This window comes from Rhizobium sp. 05N430 (assembly GCF_056396985.1).
In genome coordinates this window covers 117,439-134,438 of sequence record NZ_JBFTMO010000014.1, presented here as the reverse complement: position 1 = coordinate 134,438, position 17,000 = coordinate 117,439, and the positions used below count along the sequence as shown (strand labels likewise).

The window sequence follows — 17,000 nt, the reverse complement described above, 5'->3', positions numbered from 1 at the left end:
CGGAGCAGCGTCGATCTGGTCATACGCCTTGAACTCGCCGAAATACTTCGTGATCGCTGCCGTCAGAGACGTCTTGCCGTGGTCAACGTGGCCGATCGTGCCGATGTTTACGTGCGGCTTGTTGCGCTCAAACTTACTCTTTGCCATTTGAATGCTTCCTGTGAACGAAATGGGTGACCCCGGCGAACCGGTTTAGTGCCGCCGTTTAAGGCTTTCGGCGAGATTGCGCAAGACCTAATTGCGAACGGCATTCCGGGGTTTGCTGCCCATATGGGAAGCAATTGACGCAACGCAAGATCCACCGCCAAAAGCGCGGCGCAACAACCTGAAGCTAAAAGGAAAAACTGGAGCGGGTAGCGGGAATCGAACCCGCGTATTCAGCTTGGAAGGCTGCTGCTCTACCATTGAGCTATACCCGCGGGATTGGTCTTGGCCCGACCAGAGAACGAATGGTGGAGAGAGTTGGATTTGAACCAACGTAGGCTGAGCCAACGGATTTACAGTCCGTCCCCTTTAACCACTCGGGCATCTCTCCATTCGTTTCGTCTGGATCGGAAGACCAAGCTTGCGACCGTCTGGCGTTGCCGCCCCTCGGTCTGCGCCGCGTATATGACCGGACGATTTCCTCATGTCAACACGATGACTGCGGAAAAAATGTGAAAAATTTCATCGCCTGTTGAAAGGCCCTCTGTGAAAGAAGTCCTATGCGCGGAGAGTTGCCGCCGTTATAAAAGCCGCATGAGCAAAGACAACAAATTCACCGGCAAGCCCGACACCGACAAAACCGCCAAGGATACGCATTATGCGACCTTGCGCCGCCAGCACCGCGATGCAAAGCGCGAGCGCGGTGACATACCGACCCCCGGCCCGCAGAAGCGCAAGCGCGGCGGCGACGACTGGAAGCCGCCGGTTCTGGCTCCGGAGCAGGTTTATCTCTATGGCCTGCACACGGTTCGCGCGGCGCTCGAAAATCCCGAGCGCAAGAACATCAAGCTGTCCGTGACGCAGAATGCGCTGGCGCGCCTCGAGATCAATCCCGAGGACATGAAGATCCCTGTCGAGATGGTGTCTCCGCAGGATATCGACAAAGTGCTCGGCCCCGATGCGATCCACCAGGGCGTGATGCTGGAGACGCGGCCCCTGCCCATGCGCCGACTGGAAGCTTTGAAGGACAGCCCGTTGCTTCTGGTTCTCGACCAGGTGACTGATCCGCATAATGTCGGCGCCATCATGCGCTCGGCAGTGGCATTCAATGCCGGTGCGGTTATCACCACCCAGAGACATAGCCCGACAGAATCAGGTGTGATGGCGAAATCGGCCTCCGGGGCGCTGGAACTGATTCCTTATATCCAGATCACCAATCTGGCCGACGCCGTCGGCGAGCTGCACAAGCTCGGTTTCGTGACGATCGGTCTTGATTCGGAAGGACCGGCGGCTCTCGAAGGAACCTTCAGCGGCAACAAGGTCGCGCTCGTTCTTGGCTCTGAAGGCAAGGGCCTCAGGCAGAAGACCCGCGAGACGGTCAATGCGCTGGCCCGCCTCGACATGCCCGGCGCCATCAAGTCGCTCAACGTTTCGAACGCGGCTGCCATCGCCATGTATGCGGCGCGGCAGTATCTGGCGAAATAGGACAAATAGAACCGGGGTCTCAAAATGAACGCATGCCGGGGCTAGATGGCGGCGAACCGAAAACAGCAAGAGAGAAGGAAACGATCCGGCATGGCAATCCGGCCCCTCCTGTTTGGCATTCTGTTCGTTGCAGTCTTCGTCGGCATCATTCTCAGCCTCGTCTGGGTCGATCCCTCTCATCCGGTGCGTCAGCCCGATCCGCTGGCCCCCTCGGCCCCCGGCCCCTCTACACCAGCCCCTGTGCAATAGGGCTTCCGGAACCTCAAAGATCTCCGCGCGTTTGTCCCGCAGGTTAATGCAAGGAAGAACGCATGCGAATCATGATCGCCGTCGTAGTTCTAATGGTCGGCTCGGTGCTGAGCATCGTGATGATGGCGCCATCCGGCACCGGACAGACCGGCAACGGCGCCAAGATCGAGGCAAGCATCAACGAGCCTGTGCAGCAATAGGCCTGCACCCGGCCGAGCAAAACAAAAGCCCCGGTATCGCTGGGGCTTTTTTTGTCAGTTGGTCGCCTTTTCGACGGAAATCTCTCCGAACTCGTCGATCAGCACGGTCCAGCCATCCGGCTCGGCATCCGGATCGGTCTTCAAATAGACGATGGCGAACAGTCCGGGCTGTTTGATGATCCCAGTCGAGTTCTCTGGACGGATATCGGTGACGTAAGGCTTGAGATCGGTGAATTCGTGCAGTTCCACAGTAGAGACGATCTGCGGCCCGCCATCGGTCTGCGCCACCTGTTGTAGATAGACCTTCGATGTGCGGTCATCCTGGCGGACGGAGAAGAGCTTGTAGTAGCCATGGCGCGGCTCTCCGGGTTCTGCCGCCGTATGATCGGCAGATACGGGTTTGCCTGACGTGTCGGGCGTGCGCTCGATGGCGATGTCAGCCTTGCTTTCTTCCCAATATCCCGTGCTGGTGGCGAAAGTGACAGCGGACGGCAGGATCGTCTCTGTACCTGGAGCCGCCTTGGCAATCCCTGCGCCCGTCAGGAGCGTGGCCGCCAATAGAAAAGTCCCTGCCCTCATCGTTAGTCCTCGAACTGTTCTGCCAGAATGCGGTCCGACCACGAACGATCCGGATCGGAGAGGATGCGCGCCGTCATGTGCTCCGACTGGGCGATGCGCACATGCAGCACCGACTTGACCTCAGAATTGTCGGCAACGGCATTCACCGGCCGCTTCTCCGCTTCCAGAATATGGATATCGACCGTCACCTTGTTCGGCAGCAACGCGCCGCGCCAGCGCCGCGGCCTGAAGGCGCTGACCGGCGTCAACGCCAGAAGCGGCGCTTCCAGCGGCAGGATCGGGCCGTGTGCGGAAAGATTGTAGGCGGTGGAGCCCGCCGGTGTCGCCACCATCACGCCATCGCAGATCAACTCCGGCAGCCTGACATAGCCGTCCACCTCGACGCGAAGCTTGGCCGCCTGATAGGACTGGCGAAACAGCGACACCTCGTTGATGGCGAGCGCCTCGGAATTCGTGCCATCGGCATTGGCCGTCGTCATCTGCAGCGGACGGAAGACGTTTTCGACAGCAGCACAGATGCGCTCCTGCAGATCCTCGGTGCGGTAATCGTTCATCAGGAAGCCAACGGAGCCGCGGTTCATGCCATAGACCAGCTTGCCGCTGTTCATAATTCCATGCAGCGTCTGCAGCATGAAGCCATCGCCGCCGAGCGCGACGATCACATCCGCCTCTTCGGCCGGCACGTCGCCGTAGATCCGAATCAGCTCCTCGCGCGCAGCAAGCGCTTCAGTCGTGGAAGAAGCCAGAAAACCAAGCGTCTGAAATGACCGGCCCATGCAATGCCCTTTGTTATGCTCGCCTAGCTAAAGGATAAAGGGCTTGTGCGACAAGGTGTTTTGCACATCAATACAAAGTGCGGAAACTCGACAAAGCGTGAGCATCCGGCATTTCCGCGAAACTGCCCCGGCGGGGCGCGATAGTCTCCGCCAACCGCTGTTGCCGCCCAGCACGATTTCCACGATTGTGCAGCCGAAACCGTTCACGAATTCGCGCCGATGCCGGATTTTGCCTTTACACGAATTCAGAATCTGGTAGTTGGCACGCATTGCCCTTGTAGCTCAGTTGGTAGAGCACCTGATTTGTAATCAGGGGGTCGCGGGTTCGAACCCTGCCGGGGGCACCACTCACTCACAGCGAAATCAGAAGCGGAGCCGGATGGCGCCTGCTCCGCAGGCGGGTGGCTGTTCCAGAATTTGACGCTGCGCTCCCAAAACATGGCGCACGGCGCGATTGCGCCCGCTCATGACCCGCGACTCAAGGCCTCGTCAACCAGACGCGACAGCAGCGCCGTGCCTGGACCCAACGGCTTGAGATGATCCATATCTCCGAAAAAGCCGTCTTCAAAATCATCGTGCTCATAGAGATCAAGCACCTGGACGTGAGCATGCCCATCGGTTCGCTGCTTCAGACCGCGAAACAATTCGGCACCCGGGGCGCGAATCCGGAAATCGCTTCGGACTGGGGGAACGACGACAAGCAGCCTGTGGCGGTTTTGCGCCGACAAGCTAATCAACATTTCGAGATAAGGAAGTGCGTTTTCCCGCCGATTGAACTTCATGTGATCTGCGACGCGCTGTTCCGTCGTCATGCGCGGAGGCATGAAGCTCTTGTTATAGTCGGGCAGAAACCCGGAGCGCCCCGAGACGTCCACGGACAAATCCCCAAGTTTGCCCACAACGGTTTCGTAGAGGCTGGTGAGCGCCGGATCCTCGTAGTCCAGTCCGAGATTGAACAGCTCATTAATAGCCACCGAGATCATGCCTTCGGATCGCGAGCGATCGAGCACCCATCCCGGTGAGAAAACCGAATAGAAGACAACGATGGTGCGGAGCGCCTCGAGTTGCTCCGAAAGGGTCTTGTAGAGAAAGTAGGAGTATTTCAGATCCTGTGATCGGCAGCACAGGTTGAAAGATCCGGGCAGATACGCCGGATCGAAGCCAAAATCGCCATGTGACGAACCGGCAACGAGCGTGGTGACACCCGCCGCCTCGGCTCTCAGCATCGTGCGCTTTGCGGTCAGCAGGAGCACATATTGCTCGAACATAGCGGGAAATGGTTCATCCATGTCCGTCTCCATCGAATAGGCCAAGCACTGTTAAACGATAGAAGGCTTTTGCCGGGCTTGCGATCGAGCAGGCAAGCCACGACGACGCTGATGCTATCTGTGCGCCGTCGCATCTCTCGTTGCTCAAGCCGCTCTATCTCTTGTCCTCTTCGATGAACCGGACATGAAGCCCGTCTTCAGAGCGAGTTCAGGCCCGCGGGGTCACCTTGGGTCATGAAATAGCAAGGAGATGCGCTATGAAAATCGTCCATTTGGCGGTTGCTGCTGTTCTTTCCATCGGTTCGGCCTTCGTTGCTGTCGAGCCTGCGGCGGCGATGCCGCGATCTCAGGCGCCGGTGGCTGCCGTCGAGAAGAGCGATGTGGTTCAGGTTCGGCACCGGGATCGCCGCTACTACAGGGATCATCGCCCGCGTTATCGCGACAGCTGGCGCTATGACCGCCGTCACCACCGGGATTGGCGGGCCGAGCGGCGCTGGCGGGGTGATCGCGATTGGCGGTATCGCGACCGCTACTACCGGCCGCATCGGAACGGCGTCTATTTCCGCCTGAACCTCTAGAACGAAAAAAGCCCCGGATGTCCGGGGCTTTTTTTATTGTCCAGCCTGCGCGGCTCAGTCGATGTCGTCGACGACGGCATCCGGCTTGCCGCTGATGCGGTGCGCGAGTGCTGCTTCCATGAACTCGTTGAGTTCGCCGTCTAGCACGTCGCCCGGCGCCGTGCTGGCAACACCCGTACGCAGGTCCTTGACCAGCTGGTAGGGCTGCATCACGTAGGAGCGGATCTGGTGGCCCCAGCCGATATCCGACTTCGAGGCGGCTTCGGCGTTGGCCGCGTCTTCGCGCTTCTTCAGTTCGGCTTCGTAAAGACGGGCGCGCAGCATGTCCCACGCCTTGGCGCGGTTCTTGTGCTGTGAGCGCTCCTGCTGGCACTGCACGACGATACCGGACGGCATATGCGTGATGCGCACGGCCGAGTCGGTGGTGTTGACGTGCTGGCCGCCGGCACCCGACGAGCGGTAGGTGTCGATGCGGCAATCGCCTTCGTTGATATCGATCTGGATCGAGTCGTCGATCACGGGATAGACCCAGATGGACGAGAAGGACGTGTGGCGGCGCGCGTTGCTGTCGTAAGGCGAAATACGCACCAGGCGGTGAACGCCCGATTCGGTCTTCAGCCAGCCATAGGCATTGTGGCCCTTGACGAGCAGCGTCGCCGACTTGATGCCCGCTTCTTCACCATCGTGAACTTCGAGAAGCTCGACCTTGAACTTCGAACGTTCAGCCCAGCGCGTGTACATGCGCAGCAGAATGTTGGCCCAGTCCTGGCTCTCGGTGCCGCCGGCGCCGGAATGGACTTCCAGATAGGCGTCGTTGCCATCGGCCTCGCCAGAGAGCATCGCCTCCACCTGGCGGCGCGCAGCTTCGGCCTTCAGACCCCTCAGCGCATCCTCGGCGTCTTTGACGACGCCTTCGTCGCCCTCTTCCTCGCCCATTTCGATGAGCTCGATATTGTCGTTCAGCTGCTGTTCGAGCTGCTTCACGCCATTGATGCCGTCATCCAGCTGCTGGCGCTCGCGCATCAGCTTCTGGGCTTCCTGGGCATCGTTCCAGAGGTTCGGGTCCTCTGCCTTGTTGTTCAACCAGTCCAGCCGTCTTATCGCCTGGTCCCAGTCAAAGATGCCTCCTCAGCAGGGTGATAGCCTGCTTGGTTTCATCGACTACGTTTATGATCTCGGCGCGCATTGTCCTGCTTCTTTGCGTTGGTCTTGAGCTGGCCCGTCAAATAGTTGCGGCGGCCGCGGATGTAAAGCCCGCGGCCGCCGCACCGTCTCTGCGGATGATGTTAATAGAGGCCGCCGGCGCCAGACTGCACCGCCTGATTGGCTTGTGGCGAAGTCTTGAGGATTTCCTCCGGCGCCATGGTACCGTCCATGCCGATGACCGAGAAGCTGTCGGCCGGGCCGGTGCCGGGCTTGAAGGCTTCGATGATGGTGTTCGGATCGCCTTCCTGCGCCGCCATGCCGGTCTTGCGGTCGATGGCGACGAGGTTCATGCCCTGCGGAATGACGAACTTCGACGGCGGCATGTCCTTGACGGCGGCCTGCATGAATTCGTTGAAGATCGGCGCAGAGAGGCCGCCACCCGTGCCGCCGCGACCAAGCGGAGCCGGCGTATCGAAGCCCATATAGAGACCAGCGACGAGATCCGGCGTGAAGCCGACGAACCAGGCGTCCTTCTCGTCGTTGGTCGTACCGGTCTTGCCGGCAACGTCGCGGCCGCCGAGATCGACCTTGCCTGCGGCGGTACCGCGGGTGATGACGCCCTGCATCATCGAGGTGATCTGGTAGGCGGTCATCGGATCGAGAACCTGTTCGCGGTTATCGACGATATTGGGCTCTTCCTGGTTCTGCCAATCGCCGGCATTGCAGCCATCGCAGACGCGCTCTTCATGCTTGAAGATGGTCTTGCCGTAACGGTCTTGGATGCGGTCGATCAGGGTCGGCTTGATCTGCTTGCCGCCATTGGCAAGAACCGAATAGGCCGAGACCATGCGCAGCACCGTGGTTTCGCCGGAACCCAGCGACATGGCGAGCAGCGGCGGCATCTTGTCGTAAATACCGAAGCGCTCGGCATATTCGGCGACGATGTTCATCCCGAGGTCGTTGGCAAGGCGCACCGTCATCAGGTTGCGCGAATGCTCGATACCGGAGCGCAGCGTCGAGGGGCCGCCGACTTCGCCACCGTAGTTCTCAGGCTTCCAGACCTGGCCGCCGGAAACGATCTCGATCGGCGCGTCCATGATCACCGAGGCCGGCGTATAGCCGTTATCCATGGCGGCAGCATAGACGAAAGGCTTGAAGGATGAGCCCGGCTGACGCATCGCCTGCGTCGCACGGTTGAATTCAGACTGGCCGTAAGAGAAGCCGCCGGCCATGGCGAGCACGCGGCCGGTCTTCGGGTCCATGGCGACGAGGCCACCTTGAACTTTCGGCGGTTGCTGCAGGCGGTAGGATGTCGAGGTCTCGTCGCCCTGACGCGCGACGTAAACCACATCACCTGGAGACAGCACGCCTTCCGGCGACTTGGCGGTCTTGCGGTCGCCGGTCGAGGAACGGTAGGCCCACTGCATGTTCTTGGCGGTGATCGTACCGCGCTCGCGCTCGGCACCGATCTTGCCGCTACCATCCTTCGGCGGCTGCAAGCCGATGTCGGCGCCATCGTCGGAAACCGCCAGAACGACGGCCAGACGCCATTCGGGCACATCGGAGAGCGCCGGAATATCGGCCAGCGCCTTGCCCCAATCCGATGTCGTGTCGATGGTCTTCAGCGCGCCGTGGAAGCCGCGACGTTCGTCATAGGTGGTCAGGCCGTCCTGCAGCGCCTTGCGGGCGGCAAGCTGCATCTGCGGATCGAGCGAGGTGCGGACGGAAAGACCGCCTTCATACAGCGTCTTTTCGCCATACTGGTCGATCAGCTGGCGGCGGACGGCTTCGGCAAAATAGTCGGATGCGAAGAGCGACGGGCCGGTGCTGCGGGCAGTGACGCCGAGTGGCTGCTTCTTCGCCTCTTCGCCGTCTTCCTTGCTGACATAGCCGTTCTCGACCATGCGGTCGACAACCCAGTTGCGGCGCTCGAGAGCGGCTTCGGGGTGGCGGAACGGATGGTAATTCGCGGGGCCTTTCGGCAGCGACGCCAGATAGGCGGCTTCGGCGATTGTCAGTTCAGTGACCGACTTGTTGAAATAGGTGAGTGACGCGCCGGCAATGCCGTAAGAGTTCAGGCCGAAGAAGATCTCGTTGAGATAGAGCTCGAGAATCTTGTCCTTCGAATAGGCCTGCTCGATGCGGAAGGAGAGGATCGCTTCCTTGATCTTGCGGTCGATCGTCTGGTCGGATGTCAGAAGGAAGTTCTTGGCGACCTGCTGGGTGATCGTCGAAGCGCCGACCGGGCGGCGGCCGGAACCGAAATTCTGCAGGTTGACGAGGATGGCGCGGCCAAGGCCGGTCAGGTCGACGCCCGGGTGATTGTAGAAGTTCTTGTCTTCGGCCGAAAGAAACGCCGCCTTGACGCGGTCCGGGATTGCCTGGATCGGCAGGAACAGGCGCTTTTCCTTGGCATATTCGGCCATCAGCGCACCGTTGCCGGCATGCACGCGGGTGGTAACCGGCGGTGCGTAGCTGTTCAGCACGGCGTAATCGGGGAGATCCTTCGCGACGTTTGCCAAATAGACGGCAACGACAGCTGCGGCGCCAAGAAACATGACGCAAGCAATGCCGAAGAAATATCCAAGAAGTCTGATCATATTGGGCTACCGGTATTCCAAATCTTCAATCGGCACAGGCGATATCATCGCATCGGAGCGCGCAATCTACACATTGCGCGCGGCTTACTCCATGAGCGGCACTGCGACAAGCCGAATCCGCCTCTCGGGTCAGAAACATAGCGGCGAGTAACGGCCTGAATGTGAGCAAAATAGGGCTCCCCTGCCCCATTCCAGTCCCGTCCCCGGCTTTCGTCCACGCTGTTACATGTTCGCCACGGCGTCAGCCGCCATTGGCGACGACCGACGAGCGGTAACGCTTGACCGCATCGGTCATCAGGTCCGCCATCTTGCCGCGCCAGGTCTCATCGAGCAGCAGCTTCTCGTCTTCGACATTCGAGAGGAAGCCAAGTTCGACGAGGATCGATGGTACGTCGGGCGCCCGCAGAACCTGGAAACCTGCATGGCGGTGCGGATTGTTGATGGTGCCGATCTGGTCCTTGAAGGAGTTCAGGACGCTTTCGGCCAGCGAAATCGAAAACGCCTGCGTCTCGCGCCGCGTCAGGTCGAGCAGGATATCGGCCACTTCGGGCGGTTCGGCGACGGTTTCCTTGCCGGCAATCTGATCCGAGAGGTTTTCACGTTCGGCAAGATCGGCGGCGAGCTTGTCGGATGCCTTGTCGGAGATCGTATAGACGGTCGCCCCGCGGATATCTTTCTGCTTCAGCGTATCGGCATGCAGCGAGATGAAAAGGCCGGCATGGTTCTGGCGGGCAATTTGCACGCGCTCGGAAAGCGAGAGGAACTCGTCGTTGTCGCGGGTCAGAAACGCCTTGATGCCGGGCTCGCGGTTCAGCCGGTCGGCCAGCGCCTTGGCGAAGGCCAGCGTCACCTGCTTTTCTTCGGTTTTCGTATCGACGCCGATCGCGCCGGTATCGATGCCGCCGTGACCGGCATCGACGGCGATGACGAAATCGCCGGGCTTGGCGGCCTCTGCCGCCGGAATGGCGCTAGTCACCTGCTGGTCATCGGCGCCGTTCCAGGTCTGAGCCTTGACGAGCGCGGCGAAGGCTTCCTTCGACGTCATCTCGGCGTCGAGCACCAGGCGGTGCCCCTTGCCGTCCTCATCCTGCTGGACCTTGGCGATCGCCAGCTTCACCGGCTTGATGGCAGTGAGCACGATTCGCGCGCTGCCCTCGCCCATTGCGCCGTAGCGGATATCCTTGAAGAGACCGCGCGCTTCGAGCTGCTTGGTATCGAAACCGAAGGCGGTCGCCGGGAGATCGACGACGATTCGCTCGGGATTGGCAATATAATGGATGGAGAAGCTGGGGGCCTGGTCGAAATCGATGACGATGCGGGTGCGGGCGTCATCGCCGATGATCCGGGCACCGTAGGCCAGCAGCGGCTCGGGCTTGGCGCCGTCGGCTGCGATCGCGGTCGCCATCCCGAGACACAGCGCCGCGGCAGCGAGCGCCGCCGCAAAAACATTCTTCCGGTTGCCGGATTGCCCCGCTACGGGCCGCTCCCTCTTAAACAATCGACCGCCACACCCTATTTGTCATTGCATATGTCCCCGGGGCACATGATCCCCGCCGCCCGGCGGCGCCTGCCCGATGCTCGGCGCCGAGCATAGCGCATCGAATCGGGACCAAGGATCCCCGATTTTCTATGCGTGCCGAAATCCATCAATATTATGGCACATTTGGCTTTTCCCTTGCTATTGTGACAGAGAAACCATACAACGATTTCAGGTTAGAAGTGCTGACGGGATAGAGTCGCCGCGAAGGCTGCCAACCCCTGAGAGGACCTGGCGCCGCAACCGGCAATCGTCCGCCGTCATACGTGTTTCTTTCCGAGTGAACTGGATTCTGATTTTTCCGGCGTATGCGGAAACTTCATCGGTGGATAGCCACCAACCGCTCCGAGGAGCAAACTCATCGGACCTACGGGTCTTAGTATTGTCGATCTCGCTTGGTCATAATGGTGTCGCAGCAGGTTTTATCCAAAGTCTACAGGCCCCGGGAGAATATCTTCCCCGCTGTTGTCTGGCTGCTGCCTGCCCTCCCGAACCAAGCGCGACTTTCATTATCCGGCGCAACCCCTCCTGACCGCAACCCGCCTGTCTCAGACACTGGCGGGGATGCGCGTATGAGGCTGCGCCGAGGAGCACAGCTTACATGGCAGACAAAATGCTTATCGACGCGTCTCACGAGGAAGAGACGCGCGTCGTTGTCGTTCGCGGGAACCGCATAGAAGAATTTGACTTCGAGTCGCAGCACAAGAAGCAAATTCGCGGCAACATCTATCTTGCAAAGGTAACGCGGGTAGAACCCTCGCTACAGGCCGCCTTCGTTGATTACGGCGGCAACCGGCACGGCTTCCTGGCCTTTGCCGAAATCCACCCCGACTATTACCAGATCCCGCTGGCCGATCGCCAGGCGCTGCTGCGCGCGGAAGCCGAGGAACATCGCCGCGACGACGACGTCGAGCACGTCGAAACCGCGCCGATGAACGATCCGGCCAACCAGGACCAGCCCGACATCGGCATCGTCGCCAAGGACGAGCCGGCAGCGGACGCTACGGCCGAGGCCCCTGCCGCGATCGAAGCGGAAGCAGCTCCGGCTGCCGAAGACGCCGCTCCGGTAAAGAAGGCTGCAAAGCCGCGCCGCAGCCGCAAGAAGGTTGTCGAGACCACCGCGACCGAAGATGCCGTCCCGACCGATGTCGAAGCGCCGGTTGCTTCCGTCGATAGCGACGACGACTCGAACGGCAGCTCGATGGCTGCCATGGTCGAGACCGACTCGATTTCCGAAGACGTCGATTCCCGCCGCCGCGGCAATGACGACGATGACGACGACGATCATGACCACGAAGAAGAAGTGATCGAATCGGTCGGCGCGGAAGACGCGATGGAAGAAGTTCCCGATCGCGTTCAGCGCAAGCCGCGCAAGCAGTACCGCATCCAGGAAGTCATCAAGCGCCGCCAGATCCTGCTCGTGCAGGTCGCCAAGGAAGAGCGCGGCAACAAGGGTGCAGCTCTTACCACCTACCTGTCGCTCGCAGGCCGTTACTCGGTGCTGATGCCGAACACGGCGCGTGGCGGCGGCATCTCCCGCAAGATCACCAATCCGCAGGACCGCAAGCGGCTGAAGGAAATCGCCCGGATGCTCGAAGTGCCGCAGGGCATGGGCGTCATCCTGCGCACGGCCGGTGCCAACCGCACCAAGGTCGAGGTCAAGCGCGATTTCGAATATCTGATGCGTCTCTGGGAAAACGTCCGCACGCTGACGCTGGCATCGACGGCCCCTTGCCTCGTCTATGAAGAGGGATCGCTGATCAAGCGTTCGATCCGCGACCTCTACAACAAGGATATCAGCGAAGTCATCGTTGCCGGCGAAGAAGGCTATCGCGAAGCGAAAGACTTCATGAAGATGCTGATGCCGAGCCACGCCAAGGTGGTTCAGCCTTACCGCGACATCCACCCGATCTTCTCGCGCTCCGGCATCGAAGCGCAGCTCGACCGCATGCTGCAGCCGCAGGTGACGCTGAAGTCGGGCGGCTACCTGATCATGAACCAGACGGAAGCGCTGGTTTCGATCGACGTCAACTCCGGCCGTTCGACCCGCGAGCATTCGATCGAAGACACGGCCCTGCAGACGAACCTCGAAGCCGCCGACGAAGTCGCGCGCCAGCTTCGCCTTCGCGACCTTGCAGGCCTGATCGTCATCGACTTCATCGACATGGAAGAAAAGCGCAACAACCGCGCTGTCGAGAAGCGTCTGAAGGAATGCCTGAAGAACGACCGCGCCCGTATCCAGGTCGGCCGCATCTCGCATTTCGGCCTTCTCGAAATGTCGCGCCAGCGTATCCGTGCCTCGGTTCTGGAATCGACGACCCAGGTCTGCTCGCATTGCGGCGGTACCGGTCACGTCCGTTCGCAGTCTTCGGTCGCCCTGCATGTGCTGCGCGGCATCGAGGAATATCTGCTGAAGAACACGACGCACGACATCACGGTGCGCACCACGCCCGACATCGCGCTCTATCTTCTGAACCACAAGCGCCAGTCCATCGTCGATTACGAGACCCGCTTCGGCGTGGCGATCATCATCGGCGCCGACAACAGCGTCGGATCGCAGCACTTTGCGATCGATCGCGGCGAGCCGGTCGAAAATCCGGTGAAGATCGAAACCCTGTTCAACTTCGCGGCCATCCCTGAAGATGACGACGACGATGTCGTGATCGAGGTGGACGAAGAAGAAGACGAAGAACTGGAAGAAAAGCTAGCCGCCAGCGAGCGTCCTGCCCAGCAGGCACGCGCCGAGAGCGATGGCGAAGCCGGCAACCGCAAGCGCAAGCGGCGCCGCCGCCGCCGTGGCGGACGTGGCGGAAACGAACAGCAGTCGGCCAACGACGCCTCCGGTGACGAGGGCGACGACGGTGAAGGCGACGAGGATGATGCAGGCGCAGAGGGCGACGAAGCCGCTGCCGGCACCGCGGAAGCCCGCGCCGAAACCGACAGCGAGAGCGAACAGCGCCGCAAGCGCCGCCGCCGCGGCAAGCGTGGCGGACGCCGCAACCGTGACGAAAACGGCGAACTGAGTGCCGAAGGCACCGACAGCGAGACGGACGCTGATGGCGAAGCCGGCGAAGGTGACGCTGCCGAAAGCGCGGCAGCCGAGACGCAGGCTGAAGTCATCGAGGCCGTTTCCGAAGATGCGGCCGAAGGCCAGACGGCTATGGCAGCTGTCGAAACCGGCGCCTTCGTCACCGAGGACGTCAAGCCCGCCAAGGGCCGCGGCCGTGGCCGCAAGAAGGCTGTCGAGGTTTCGCCAGTGGAAGAGCCTGTCGTTGCCGAGGAAGCTCCGGCTGCCGCAGCAACTGCCGAACCTGCACCCGAAGCCGAGACGGTGGAAGCCTCTGCCGATCTCGACGCTCCGGCAACGGAAGAAGCAAAGTCGGCCCGCGCCAATCGCGGCTCGAACGTCTCCTCCTCCTCGCCGACCGTCAAATCGACGCGCAGCGAAGCTGCCGAGCCCGAGGGCGACGGCAAGCCGAAGAAGGCCGGCTGGTGGCAGCGCCGCGGCTTCTTCTGAGAGACCGCTGATTGATCAATGAAAAGCCGGCTGTGGTGACACAGCCGGCTTTTTTGATTCCGTATCCGGGAGAGATTGGAAAGGGGCATCCGAGATAAGTCGAGAAGGCCAATCCGGCTTTGTCTCGCGGCAGCAAGCCTCTTCAGATCTTGATTCACCTGTCTGACAAAATGAGTCAGGAAATGCGTCTAAGCGCTTGAGCGCGGACTCTATTTCAGCCAGCGGGCCATGCGCTCGACGGCTTCGACGATCTCGGTTTGCGAGCCGGCGTAAGACATGCGCATCGTCCTGTTGCCTTCGAGCGGATCGAAATCGAGGCCCGGCGTCGCGGCGACATTGATCTCCGCCAGCATGCGCTTGGCAAAGGCCATGCTGTCATTGCTGAACCGCGTCACGTCGACATAGGCATAGAAGGCACCGTCCATCGGCGATGCCACCGGCAGGCCGATTTCGGGCAAGCGGCGGAGCAGGAAATCGCGGTTGGCCGCGTAGCTCGCCTTGTAGACATCGAGTTCGACGGCAGCGCCAAGCGCCGCGGTGGCGGCGATCTGCGACAGTTCCGGCGGCGAGATGTAGAGGCTCTGGGCAACGCGCTCGATCGGGCGAACCAGCCGTTCCGGCAAAACCATCCAGCCGATCCGCCAGCCGGTCATGCAATAGTATTTCGAGAAGGAATTGATAACGATTGCCTCGTCTGTCAGTTCCAGCGCGCTCGTCTCCTCGCCCGCAAAGGTCAGGCCGTGATAGATCTCGTCGGAGATGAAGGCGATCGATTGAGCGGCGCAATAGTCGGCGAGTTCCTTCAGCGCCGCCCGGCCGGTGACCGTTCCGGTCGGGTTTGCCGGACTCGCAAGCAGGACGCCCTTGAGCTTGACGCCGCTGTCGCGCTGCGCCGTTTCAAGGCTTTCGGGCGTCAGCGTGAAATGCGTCTCGGCCGTCACGGCGACCTCGATCACCTTCAGCCCGAGTGCGCCAAGAATATTGCGGTAGGCCGGATAGCCGGGCCTGGCGATCGCCACGGCATCGCCAGCATCGAAGAGCGACAGGAAGGCGAGATTGAAACCGGCCGAGGAACCCGTCGTGATGGCGATCCGCGCCGGATCGATCTCCAGGCCATGGCGGTCGCGATAATGCCAGGCGAGCGCGTGTTTCAGCCGCGCCGTCCCCAGCGCGTCGGTATAGCCGATCTTGCCTTCTGCCAGTGCCGCGCGAGCGGCATCGAGTGCTGCCTGGGGTGCCGGATGAGACGGCTGGCCGACCGCCATCGAGATGACCGGATGACCGGCGGCACGCCGTTTGGTCGCCTCCGCCAGAACGTCCATGGCGTGGAAAGGCTCGACTTCGCTGCGCTTTGATACGGAAAACAAGGGCCAAAACTCCGGATATTCAATTGCGGCCAGACAATTGCCGCATTATCAGGTGCATCACAATCCCGCGATTGCGCCGCGATCCAGAAAAATCCTGTTTGATGGCCGGGCCGCACACCGTAATTTGATGCCGAACGTTTCAGCCCATTAACCGGGCGATGTTATGAAGCGGCATCGCATTCGATCAGCCGACGAGGACACAATGGCTCTCTTTCCGAAAACCTTCACCGCCCTTGCGCTCGCTGCCAGCTTTGCGATGCCCCTTCCCGCTGCTGCTCTCGACGATGCGCAGAAGAAGGAATTCGGCGAGTTCATCAAGGAATACCTGATCCAGAATCCCGAGATCATGCTCGACGTTCAGGACGCGCTGCAGAAAAAGCAGGAAGAGGCCCGGCTCGTCAAAGCCAACCAGGTGATCGGCGAAAACAGCAAGAGCATTTTCGAAGCCAAGGACGATATCTCGATCGGCAACCCGAAGGGTGACGTGACCATTGTCGAGTTCTTCGATTACAATTGCGGCTACTGCCGTCACGCGCTGACGGATATGCAGACGATGCTGAAGAAAGACCAGAACGTCCGCTTCGTTCTCAAGGAATTCCCGATCCTCGGCCCGGAATCGGTTGCCGCGCACAAGGTTTCCGACGCTTTCCGCAAGCTGGCGCCTGAAAAATACGAGAAGTTCCACATGGCCTTGCTCGGCAGCGAAGGCCGCGCCGACGAAGACAGCGCCATCGAAGTGGCCTCCTCGCTCGGCGTCAACGAAAAGCAGATCCGCGCCGAGATGGAAAAGAGCCCTGACACGTCTTCGGTGCAGAATGCCTATGACCTTGCCCAAAAGCTCGGCATCACCGGCACGCCCTCCTACGTCATCGGCAATGAGCTAGTGCAGGGCGCGGTCGGTTTCGACGACCTGGAAGCCAAGGTCAAGAACATGCGCACCTGCGGCAAGACCAGCTGCTGAGACCGGCGCTCATCAAATCGCCAAAATCTAAGCGTTTCAGCCATGTGGACAAATATGGCACGATTCCGGCTGCCTACCCCAAAGGGCTTTCATTAAGGGCATGGGGAGTCTATAGGTTGCCCTCGTGCATTTAATGGAACACTCGATGACGCAAACCATTTTCGTCCTGAACGGCCCCAACCTGAACATGCTGGGCAAAAGAGAACCCGGCATCTATGGCGGCAAGACGCTCAAGGACATCGAAGCGGATTGCAGGGCTGCGGGCCAGGAACTCGGTCTCGATATCGATTTCCGCCAGAGCAACCACGAAGGCGCGCTCGTCGACTGGTTTCATGAAGCAAACGACAAGGCTGCAGGCGTTGCGATCAATGCCGGAGCCTACACGCATACATCCATTGCACTGCATGATGCGATCAAGGCCATTTCCATTCCGGTGATCGAGCTCCATATCTCCAACGTGCATGCACGCGAAGAATTCCGCCACAAGTCGATGATTGCCCCTGCTTGCAAGGGTGTGATCGCTGGCTTCGGGCCTCACAGCTACATTCTGGCGCTTCACGCGCTGAAGAACCTTACGGCATAAGAAGAAGACA

Annotated in this window: 15 protein-coding genes and 3 tRNA genes; 8 read left to right on the top strand and 10 right to left on the bottom strand. The window is 60.5% G+C overall.

Features of this window, described 5'->3' with window-relative positions; translation table 11 throughout:
* The 3 genes from AC1DJO_RS23890 to AC1DJO_RS23880 all read right to left on the bottom strand — a co-directional run.
* The coding region (locus AC1DJO_RS23890) for a GTP-binding protein (protein WP_421387882.1) at positions 1–147 on the bottom strand (147 nt) is incomplete at its 3' end.
* Positions 148–345: 198 nt separating this feature from the next.
* Positions 346–419, bottom strand: a tRNA-Gly gene (locus tag AC1DJO_RS23885).
* 31 nt (positions 420–450) lie between these two features.
* Positions 451–535, bottom strand: a tRNA-Tyr gene (locus AC1DJO_RS23880).
* A 203-nt stretch (positions 536–738) separates the two neighbouring features.
* Here AC1DJO_RS23880 and rlmB point away from each other — a divergent pair.
* The 3 genes from rlmB (at position 739) to AC1DJO_RS23865 (ending at position 2,078) form a co-directional block, all read left to right on the top strand.
* Positions 739–1,629 carry a 23S rRNA (guanosine(2251)-2'-O)-methyltransferase RlmB gene (gene rlmB / locus AC1DJO_RS23875; protein WP_477973237.1) on the top strand — a complete coding sequence of 297 codons (891 nt, stop codon included), beginning with the start codon at positions 739–741 and terminating at the stop codon, positions 1,627–1,629.
* Between the two features lie 90 nt (positions 1,630–1,719).
* Positions 1,720–1,878 carry a hypothetical protein gene (locus tag AC1DJO_RS23870; protein ID WP_477973235.1) on the top strand — a complete coding sequence of 53 codons (159 nt, stop codon included), beginning with the start codon at positions 1,720–1,722 and terminating at the stop codon, positions 1,876–1,878.
* 62 nt (positions 1,879–1,940) lie between these two features.
* Positions 1,941–2,078: a hypothetical protein gene (locus tag AC1DJO_RS23865; RefSeq protein WP_310298660.1), complete on the top strand. Its 138-nt coding sequence runs from the start codon at positions 1,941–1,943 to the stop codon at positions 2,076–2,078.
* Positions 2,079–2,132: 54 nt separating this feature from the next.
* On the opposite strand, the gene AC1DJO_RS23860 is transcribed toward AC1DJO_RS23865, so the two are convergent.
* Both AC1DJO_RS23860 and AC1DJO_RS23855 read right to left on the bottom strand, forming a co-directional pair.
* Positions 2,133–2,657, bottom strand: a complete 525-nt coding sequence (locus tag AC1DJO_RS23860; protein ID WP_477973233.1) for a hypothetical protein — start codon at positions 2,655–2,657, stop codon at positions 2,133–2,135.
* Between the two features lie 2 nt (positions 2,658–2,659).
* Positions 2,660–3,433, bottom strand: a complete 774-nt coding sequence (locus tag AC1DJO_RS23855; protein ID WP_477973231.1) for an NAD kinase — start codon at positions 3,431–3,433, stop codon at positions 2,660–2,662.
* 271 nt (positions 3,434–3,704) lie between these two features.
* Here AC1DJO_RS23855 and AC1DJO_RS23850 point away from each other — a divergent pair.
* Positions 3,705–3,780: transfer RNA gene (locus AC1DJO_RS23850), tRNA-Thr, on the top strand.
* 117 nt (positions 3,781–3,897) lie between these two features.
* Here the strand turns inward: AC1DJO_RS23850 and AC1DJO_RS23845 are convergent.
* The gene (locus tag AC1DJO_RS23845) at positions 3,898–4,722 is read right to left on the bottom strand and encodes a hypothetical protein (protein ID WP_477973229.1); all 825 of its coding nucleotides are present in this window, start codon (positions 4,720–4,722) and stop codon (positions 3,898–3,900) included.
* A 236-nt stretch (positions 4,723–4,958) separates the two neighbouring features.
* On the opposite strand from AC1DJO_RS23845, the gene AC1DJO_RS23840 reads away from it, so the two are divergent.
* Positions 4,959–5,279 carry a hypothetical protein gene (locus AC1DJO_RS23840; RefSeq protein WP_310298653.1) on the top strand — a complete coding sequence of 107 codons (321 nt, stop codon included), beginning with the start codon at positions 4,959–4,961 and terminating at the stop codon, positions 5,277–5,279.
* A 54-nt stretch (positions 5,280–5,333) separates the two neighbouring features.
* Here AC1DJO_RS23840 and prfB read toward each other — a convergent pair.
* The 3 genes from prfB to AC1DJO_RS23825 form a co-directional block, all read right to left on the bottom strand.
* Positions 5,334–6,465 (bottom strand): peptide chain release factor 2 gene (gene prfB, locus AC1DJO_RS23835; protein ID WP_477973226.1). Its coding sequence is split into 2 segments (ribosomal slippage): positions 5,334–6,395 and positions 6,397–6,465, totalling 1,131 coding nucleotides; the frame shifts between segments, so codons are not numbered across the junction.
* A gap of 100 nt (positions 6,466–6,565) precedes the next feature.
* A complete protein-coding gene (locus AC1DJO_RS23830; protein WP_112389731.1) occupies positions 6,566–9,025 on the bottom strand; it encodes a penicillin-binding protein 1A in 2,460 nt (819 codons plus the stop codon).
* 241 nt (positions 9,026–9,266) lie between these two features.
* Positions 9,267–10,430: an N-acetylmuramoyl-L-alanine amidase gene (locus tag AC1DJO_RS23825; RefSeq protein ID WP_477831529.1), complete on the bottom strand. Its 1,164-nt coding sequence runs from the start codon at positions 10,428–10,430 to the stop codon at positions 9,267–9,269.
* A gap of 733 nt (positions 10,431–11,163) precedes the next feature.
* Here AC1DJO_RS23825 and AC1DJO_RS23820 point away from each other — a divergent pair.
* Positions 11,164–14,079, top strand: a complete 2,916-nt coding sequence (locus AC1DJO_RS23820) for an Rne/Rng family ribonuclease (protein ID WP_477973224.1) — start codon at positions 11,164–11,166, stop codon at positions 14,077–14,079.
* Between the two features lie 209 nt (positions 14,080–14,288).
* On the opposite strand, the gene AC1DJO_RS23815 is transcribed toward AC1DJO_RS23820, so the two are convergent.
* A complete protein-coding gene (locus tag AC1DJO_RS23815) occupies positions 14,289–15,446 on the bottom strand; it encodes a pyridoxal phosphate-dependent aminotransferase (protein WP_477973222.1) in 1,158 nt (385 codons plus the stop codon).
* A gap of 202 nt (positions 15,447–15,648) precedes the next feature.
* Between AC1DJO_RS23815 and AC1DJO_RS23810 the strand changes: the two genes are divergently transcribed.
* Positions 15,649–16,407 (top strand): DsbA family protein, encoded by a 759-nt coding sequence (locus tag AC1DJO_RS23810; protein ID WP_112389727.1) that lies wholly within the window; start codon positions 15,649–15,651, stop codon positions 16,405–16,407.
* Between the two features lie 145 nt (positions 16,408–16,552).
* Complete coding sequence (aroQ, locus tag AC1DJO_RS23805) at positions 16,553–16,990, top strand: type II 3-dehydroquinate dehydratase (protein ID WP_112389726.1); 438 nt, start codon at positions 16,553–16,555, stop codon at positions 16,988–16,990.
* The last annotated feature ends 10 nt before the right edge of the window (positions 16,991–17,000 follow it).

Coding starts and splice junctions, on each gene's coding strand:
- rlmB (WP_477973237.1), top strand. CDS start 739: ATGAGCAAAGACAACAAATTCACCGGCAAGCCCGACACCGACAAAACC.
- AC1DJO_RS23870 (WP_477973235.1), top strand. CDS start 1,720: ATGGCAATCCGGCCCCTCCTGTTTGGCATTCTGTTCGTTGCAGTCTTC.
- AC1DJO_RS23865 (WP_310298660.1), top strand. CDS start 1,941: ATGCGAATCATGATCGCCGTCGTAGTTCTAATGGTCGGCTCGGTGCTG.
- AC1DJO_RS23860 (WP_477973233.1), bottom strand. CDS start 2,657: ATGAGGGCAGGGACTTTTCTATTGGCGGCCACGCTCCTGACGGGCGCA.
- AC1DJO_RS23855 (WP_477973231.1), bottom strand. CDS start 3,433: ATGGGCCGGTCATTTCAGACGCTTGGTTTTCTGGCTTCTTCCACGACT.
- AC1DJO_RS23845 (WP_477973229.1), bottom strand. CDS start 4,722: ATGGATGAACCATTTCCCGCTATGTTCGAGCAATATGTGCTCCTGCTG.
- AC1DJO_RS23840 (WP_310298653.1), top strand. CDS start 4,959: ATGAAAATCGTCCATTTGGCGGTTGCTGCTGTTCTTTCCATCGGTTCG.
- AC1DJO_RS23830 (WP_112389731.1), bottom strand. CDS start 9,025: ATGATCAGACTTCTTGGATATTTCTTCGGCATTGCTTGCGTCATGTTT.
- AC1DJO_RS23825 (WP_477831529.1), bottom strand. CDS start 10,430: ATGGCGACCGCGATCGCAGCCGACGGCGCCAAGCCCGAGCCGCTGCTG.
- AC1DJO_RS23820 (WP_477973224.1), top strand. CDS start 11,164: ATGGCAGACAAAATGCTTATCGACGCGTCTCACGAGGAAGAGACGCGC.
- AC1DJO_RS23810 (WP_112389727.1), top strand. CDS start 15,649: ATGGCTCTCTTTCCGAAAACCTTCACCGCCCTTGCGCTCGCTGCCAGC.
- aroQ (WP_112389726.1), top strand. CDS start 16,553: ATGACGCAAACCATTTTCGTCCTGAACGGCCCCAACCTGAACATGCTG.